The following is a 3,209-nucleotide window of genomic DNA, read 5'->3' as shown; positions in this document are numbered from 1 at the left end:
GGCGCCGGCCGCTCAGTCGTCGAGGTGCTCGCGCAGCCGGCGCGCGAGCTCGGCGGTGGGCGTGCCACGCGGGAAGACCGCCACCACGACATCGTCGGCCGACGGCGCGGTGGTGTCGCCCGGGAGCACGCCGAAGCGGCGGCGGGCGTCGTCGAGCGCGGACTTCAGCACCGACACCGGCACCTTCTTGGGTCCGCGGATGAGGCGGCGAAGCACGTGGTTGTGGATCGCGGTCACGAGCGCCGAGAATCCGACCGCGTCGAGCGGGTCGAGCCCCGGCAGCGACGCCCGCAGGTACTCGTCGAACAACCGCTCGTAGCGGAACACCGTGACGATCTCGCGGTCGCGCAGCGCCGGCACGCCCCGCACGACCGCGTACCGCCGACGGGCGAGCTCGGGGTCGGCCGCGAAGTGCGAATAGACGAGGACGGATGCCTCGCAGACGGCCGCCCACGGATCCTCGTGCGGCTGCGCCAGGAACGCGCGGAGCCGATCCAGCAGCAGCTCGTGATCGGTGAAGACGACGTCGTCCTTGCCGCCGAACTGCCGGAAGAACGTCGAGCGCGACACCCCCGCCGCCTGAGCGATCTGCTCGACGGAGGTCTGATCGAATCCCTGTTCGGCGAACAGCTCGAGCGCGGCGGCCACCACCGCGGCGCGCGCGGCGGCCTGAGGAGCGGGAGCGGCGGCGGTGTCGGTCATCTCGCCGACGAGCCTAGTGCGGCACGCCGCCGCTCGCGGAGGCATCCGTCATGAAATGCCGCTGCCCGCGAAGCCGAACTCCTGGCGCGTCGCTGCGGTCGGGAGCGTTCAGCGAGCGGTAGTAGGCTGAGGGACCGGTCGATATCTCGACGTCAAGACGCTTTCGCGTCGAACCCACCCCCATTCGCCACCTGCGAAGGAATGCACTGTGGATCTGTACGAGTACCAGGCACGAGACCTTTTCGAGAAGTACGAGGTGCCGGTGCTCGCCGGCATCGTCGCCGACACGCCGGAGGAGGCGAAGGCGGCCGCCGAGAAGCTCGGCGGCGGAGTCGTCGTCGTCAAAGCCCAGGTCAAGACCGGTGGCCGCGGCAAGGCAGGCGGCGTGAAGGTCGCGAAGACCCCCGATGAGGCGTACGAGGCCGCGAAGGCGATCCTCGGCCTCGACATCAAGGGCCACGTCGTCAAGCGCGTCATGGTCGCGCAGGGCGCGCGCATCGACAAGGAGTACTACTTCTCGGTGCTGCTGGACCGCGCCAACCGCTCCTACCTGTCGCTGTGCAGCGTCGAGGGCGGCATGGAGATCGAAGAGCTCGCCGTCGAGCGTCCCGAGGCGCTCGCGCGCATCGACGTCAACCCGGGCACCGGGATCGACAAGGCCAAGGCCGTCGAGATCGCCGAGGCCGCCGGCTTCGACGCCGAACTCGTCGACAAGGTGAGCGACGTCTTCGTCAAGCTCTACGGCGTCTACAAGGGCGAGGACGCCACGCTCGTCGAGGTGAACCCGCTCGTCCTCACCGAGGAGGGCGACATCATCGCCCTCGACGGCAAGGTGACCCTCGACGAGAACGCCGAGTTCCGCCACCCCGGTCACGCGCTCCTCGAAGACAAGGCCGCAGCCGATCCGCTCGAGGCGAAGGCGAAGGAGAACGACCTCAACTACGTCAAGCTGGACGGCCAGGTCGGCATCATCGGCAACGGCGCGGGGCTGGTCATGTCGACGCTCGATGTCGTCGCATACGCCGGTGAGAACCACGGCGGGGTGAAGCCGGCCAACTTCCTCGACATCGGCGGCGGCGCCTCGGCCGAGATCATGGCCGCGGGCCTGGACGTCATCCTCGGCGACCCGCAGGTCAAGAGCGTGTTCGTCAACGTCTTCGGCGGCATCACCGCCTGCGACGCCGTCGCCAAGGGCATCGTCGGCGCACTCGCCGAGCTCGGCTCGACCGCGTCGAAGCCGCTCGTCGTGCGACTGGACGGCAACCGCGTCGAGGAGGGCCGCAAGATCCTCCAGGACGCGAACCACCCGCTGGTGACCCTGGCCGCCACGATGGACGAGGGCGCCGACAAGGCCGCCGAGCTCGCCAACGCTTGAGACTGATACCCGGATACGAGGAACAGAACAGACATGTCGATCTTTCTTGACAAGGACTCCAAGGTCATCGTCCAGGGCATCACCGGCGGCGAAGGCACCAAGCACACCGCGCTCATGCTCAAAGCCGGCACCGACGTCGTCGGCGGCGTGAACGCCCGCAAGGCCGGCACCACCGTCCTGCACACCGACAAGGACGGCAAAGCCGTCGAGCTGCCCGTCTTCGGCACCGTCGAAGAGGCCATCGCGGCGACCGGGGCGGATGTGTCGATCGCGTTCGTGCCTGCCGCGTTCACGAAGGCCGCGATGGTCGAGGCCATCGACGCCGAGATCCCGCTGCTCGTCGTGATCACCGAGGGTGTGCCGGTCGGCGACTCCGCCGAAGCGTGGGCCTATGCGACGGCCAAGGGCAACAAGACCCGCATCATCGGCCCGAACTGCCCGGGCATCATCACTCCCGACGAGTCGCTGGTCGGCATCACGCCCGCAAACATCACCGGAAAGGGCCCGATCGGCCTGGTGTCGAAGTCGGGCACGCTGACGTACCAGATGATGTTCGAGCTGCGCGACATCGGCTTCTCGACGGCCATCGGCATCGGTGGCGACCCGATCATCGGGACGACGCACATCGACGCGCTCGCCGCGTTCGAGGCTGATCCCGAGACCAAGGCGATCGTCATGATCGGTGAGATCGGCGGCGACGCCGAGGAGCGCGCGGCCGACTTCATCAAGGCCAATGTCACGAAGCCCGTCGTCGGCTACGTGGCCGGCTTCACGGCTCCCGAGGGCAAGACCATGGGCCACGCCGGCGCCATCGTCTCGGGCTCGGCGGGCACCGCACAGGCGAAGAAGGAGGCCCTCGAGGCCGCCGGCGTCAAGGTCGGCAAGACGCCGTCCGAGACCGCCGCGCTGATGCGCGAGATCGTCGAGTCGCTCTAGGTCTTCACGCGAGGGGCGGATGCCGCGACCACCGGTCGCAGCATCCGCCCTTCGTCTTTCCGGCGAGATCCGGGTGATCCCGGCGACGACGGCGGAACCGGCACGACTGGCAGCGGCGACGCCGGCGCATCGGGCGGCGGCCCCGCGGCGACGGGCGGCGAGCTCGATCTCCGTGCGCTCGCCCTCGCGGCCCTCG

The 3,209-nt window shown here is 69.2% G+C and carries 3 protein-coding genes; 2 read left to right on the top strand and 1 reads right to left on the bottom strand.

Going from position 1 to position 3,209, the window contains the following annotated elements; all coding sequences use genetic code 11:
- Positions 1 to 12: 12 nt before the first annotated feature.
- The gene (locus EIO58_RS14985; protein WP_127820190.1) at positions 13 to 702 is read right to left on the bottom strand and encodes a TetR family transcriptional regulator; all 690 of its coding nucleotides are present in this window, start codon (positions 700 to 702) and stop codon (positions 13 to 15) included.
- A gap of 208 nt (positions 703 to 910) precedes the next feature.
- On the opposite strand from EIO58_RS14985, the gene sucC reads away from it, so the two are divergent.
- Positions 911 to 2,077, top strand: a complete 1,167-nt coding sequence (sucC, locus tag EIO58_RS14980; protein ID WP_127820189.1) for an ADP-forming succinate--CoA ligase subunit beta — start codon at positions 911 to 913, stop codon at positions 2,075 to 2,077.
- 33 nt (positions 2,078 to 2,110) lie between these two features.
- Positions 2,111 to 3,013, top strand: a complete 903-nt coding sequence (sucD, locus tag EIO58_RS14975; protein WP_127820188.1) for a succinate--CoA ligase subunit alpha — start codon at positions 2,111 to 2,113, stop codon at positions 3,011 to 3,013.
- Positions 3,014 to 3,209 lie beyond the last annotated feature (196 nt).

The sequence above is a fragment of the Microbacterium sp. CPCC 204701 genome, assembly GCF_004010105.1.
In the GTDB taxonomy this organism is placed as follows: domain Bacteria; phylum Actinomycetota; class Actinomycetes; order Actinomycetales; family Microbacteriaceae; genus Microbacterium.
The sequence above is the reverse complement of the archived record's forward strand: the minus strand, read 5'-3'. Positions and strand labels throughout refer to the sequence as shown.

Bases quoted from the DNA above. Each gene is read 5' to 3' on its own strand.
- EIO58_RS14985 (WP_127820190.1), bottom strand. From the start codon at position 702: ATGACCGACACCGCCGCCGCTCCCGCTCCTCAGGCCGCCGCGCGCGCC.
- sucD (WP_127820188.1), top strand. From the start codon at position 2,111: ATGTCGATCTTTCTTGACAAGGACTCCAAGGTCATCGTCCAGGGCATC.